Annotated in this window: 2 protein-coding genes and 1 pseudogene; 1 reads left to right on the forward strand and 2 read right to left on the reverse strand. The window is 66.1% G+C overall.

Going from position 1 to position 2,613, the window contains the following annotated elements; genetic code table 11:
• Window positions 1–479 precede the first annotated feature (479 nt).
• Complete coding sequence (locus ACWC09_RS52485; RefSeq protein ID WP_450859399.1) at window positions 480–893, forward strand: DUF4282 domain-containing protein; 414 nt, start codon at window positions 480–482, stop codon at window positions 891–893.
• Between the two features lie 161 nt (window positions 894–1,054).
• Here the strand turns inward: ACWC09_RS52485 and ACWC09_RS52490 are convergent.
• Together ACWC09_RS52490 and ACWC09_RS52495 are read right to left on the reverse strand one after the other, a co-directional pair.
• A pseudogene (locus ACWC09_RS52490) lies at window positions 1,055–2,080 on the reverse strand (IS1380 family transposase).
• A gap of 120 nt (window positions 2,081–2,200) precedes the next feature.
• On the reverse strand, window positions 2,201–2,613 hold a 413-nt coding region (locus tag ACWC09_RS52495; RefSeq protein WP_450859400.1), incomplete at its 5' end, for a nuclear transport factor 2 family protein.

The raw sequence follows: 2,613 nt of genomic DNA on the forward strand, positions 1-2,613 counted from the left end.
GGATGGCCTGCCCGGCGATCAGTACCTCGATCGAGCGATCACGAACCGAGGAAGATCGGACTTAACGCCCACTCAGTCGCCGGCGACCAAGTGGAGATCGAGCTCGACGCGACACAGACGGACGGAACACACCGCCACTTCGCCGGCACCTACACCGTCCGCGGCGGCGTCATCGTCGCGGCCAACATCCAGCGGCTATGAGTATCAAAGGAACTGAGCTGCCCCCAGCCAGTCCGGGTGACGCCCTTACCTTTCACACGAGATCTTCGCCCAGGCCGCTTCAGGCGCGTACGCACCCGGCCGAGCCGAAGGCTTACGGACTGGTGTAGCTGTCCACCACCGCCCGGTCCGCGACGTGAGGAGTGTGACGGATGATGTCAGGAAGTATGAACTGCCATAACTGCGGCGCATCGATAACGTCAGCCGACGCCTTTTGCCCAGAATGCGGCCACCGACAGGCAGAGCCCGTCCCTGGCGACGTGGCGGCCCCCTCTCCAGGGAACACCCCGGCTCCGCCCCCGCCCGGATCGCCACCGCCGCCCTATCCGCCACCGGGGTTCGGCACCCCGCCGTGGCATCTCGGCCCGCGGCCGACGCCCGCAAAGGGATTCTTTGCGGGTCTGTTCGACTTCGGTTTCACTACCTTCGTCACGCCCAAGGTCGTCAAATTCGCCTACGTGCTGATCACGATCATCATCGGGATCAGCTGGGTCTTCTGGATCATTGTGGGTTTCAACGACTCTGCGGGCCTGGGCATTCTGGTCTTGGTCTTCGGCCCTCTGGTGGCACTGCTCTGGCTTATCGTGTATCGGATCACGTTCGAGCTTGTGATGGTGATCTTCCGTATCGGCTCCGACGTCCACGCCATCAGAGACCGAAGTGATCTTCACTAGCCTCGATCTTGCGTGACGGTCTGTCGACGGAGTCGGCAGGCCGTCACGCATTGGCCGGTGGGTGAGGGGCAGGCCGGTGGCCCGGCTGACGTGTCGGGTCGGCGCCGGGTTCCACTGCTCCGGGTCGGTGGTGCCGCTCGTTGGGACGGGGAGTCTGCTGGTCAGCCGGGGTTCGGGAGTTGGGCGAGCCGGTCGAGGGCGGCGGTGATGTGGCTGTTCCAGGGCCAGTGACGGGCGAGGCGGAGAATCCGTCGGCGGCCGGTGGTGGAAAATTGTCCGGCAGTGGTGAACAGGCGGAGCCGCAGGCGGCGGGGCTCCCAGCATCTGGCCGTGCCGGTCAGCGCGAGCATCGACATCCAGGCCAAGAGGTCCAGCGCGATCTGCACTACCTCGAGCCAGACCTGGTTCTGGTCGGTGTGCTGCAGGGGGAGGTTGCGCAGGCCGGTGGTCCGGGTGGCCCGGATCCGGTCCTCGGCCCGGGCCCGCAGCCGGTGACGGAGTTCGAGTTCGGCGATCGGCCGCCCGGTGGTGTTGGTGGCAAAGCAGGTCAGCCGCATGCCATCCGCGTCCGTGATCCTCAATTGCGTTCCTGGATGCGGCCGTTCCTTCCGGACGATCAGTCGCATGCCCTTCGGCCAGCCGTCCAGGACGTCACCGGCGAGTTCGGCGGCCCAGGCCCCGTCGCGGATCTCGCCGTCCGCTTCGATGGCCGAAGTCCAGGCCGATGCCGGGACTTTCAGCACGTGCTGGTGGATCGCGTCGGTGATCACCATGCCGACCGAGTAGGACAGCCATCGTCCGCGCTGGGCGAGCCAGGCGACGAAGTCATGGGGGCCGCCGCAGGAGTCGGTACGGATCAGGGTCTGCCGCCCGCGCCTGTACTTCTTCGGCAACTGGGCCAGGGCCTGACGGGCCGCGGTGATGTGGTCGGCGGAGGTGTTCGAGCCTGCGTTGCCCGGTCTGAGCAGGGCCGCGATGGGTTCCCCGGTGCCGCCCGGGCCGTGGTCGACGCCCGGGATCGTGGACGGCCCGTGGCTTCCGCCAGGGCGCCAGTGCCGCGGATATCGCCCGGTCAAGACCGGTCTTGCGGACCGTCTCCACCAACAGGACCGCACCGGCCTGCGAGACCACCTGCCGACCGTCACCGTGGACACGGCACGTGGGTAGGACGCGATAGGCTCTCTCACCTGGAAAGTGCTCTTTCCTCGCAGCGAACAGGATCCTCAGCAAGTCCTATCGTTGCAGGTCAAGAGCACTTTCCGTGTTTCTGGTCAACTCTTGGACGGCCCACCTCGAAAAGCGCGGGGTTAGGAAACGCCCTTGCGCAACGACGCGATGAGGCGGTCAAGGTCCCCGCGTGCCGTGTACGTACGGATCGGGTCGATGTAGTCGCGTGACTCGATGATCTGACCGTCCCGCACACGCATGACGAAGACGCAGGGCACCTTGGCCATGGAGTCGTCCGGCAACGTGAACTCGTAGGCGAACTCGGCGACGATCACTTCAGGATCGGCGGTCTCGTGAACGACGACATCGACGACCCGCCTCTTCGGCAAGGACTCCCGGACTTCCGGCGGCACCGTGAAGTGCTCCCGGAGCGCACGCCGACTCGTCAACGGCTCGGCCTCCGGCGTCGCCATCGGATGCCGGACATCGGTGACCTCGCCATACAGGTCAGGCAACTCGCTTGAGTTCCCGTCGGCGACCCCATGAACAAGCC

It is taken from the genome of Streptomyces sp. NPDC001617, from assembly GCF_053596855.1.